General features: G+C 42.8%; 1 protein-coding gene. It reads right to left on the reverse strand.

The window, feature by feature from the left end; all coding sequences use genetic code 11:
* Window positions 1–519 (reverse strand): cupin domain-containing protein (locus tag A3762_RS05135; protein ID WP_068754408.1); only part of this gene is annotated, 519 nt, incomplete at its 3' end.
* Window positions 520–598 lie beyond the last annotated feature (79 nt).

Below are 598 nucleotides of genomic sequence, written 5' to 3' on the forward strand. Positions count from 1 at the left end.
TAGCTCACAATTACTATCGAAAGGGTTTCTGAAACGGTGTTCTTTGCGTGAATCAAAGTAATAACCTTGACCGGCCTCAACAATGTAGACCTCACCATCAACCGTAAGCTCCATTTTGCCACTTAAGACATACCCAGCCTCTTCACCTTCATGCATATACATGTCTTCACCGGTATCTGCACCGGGGCTTAACTTTTCGACCATAAAAGACATTTGCCGATTAGGGAAAGCCTTACCAATAAGCTTCCAATCTAAACCAGGGCTTGAGGTATCTAAGAATTCGTCAGCGCTATACACAACTGGCGTATCAACACGCGAAGAGTCGTCAGAATCGAAGAACTCCATTAGAGACATAGGTAATCCAGAGAGTACTTTCTTCAAAGAGCTCACACTGGGGCTGACGCTGTTCTTTTCGATCATCGAGATTGTAGAATTCGTAACACCAGCACGCTTAGCTAGTTCTCGTTGCGAAATTCCCGACTTTTTACGTACTTCAGACAAGCGCTTTCCTACATCCACGTAAAACCACCTATTAATTTATGATTCAATTAGTCTTCAACTACATTTTGGCTACATCTTACCCACCATAAGGATGAAA

The organism is Oleiphilus sp. HI0125, from assembly GCF_001635355.1.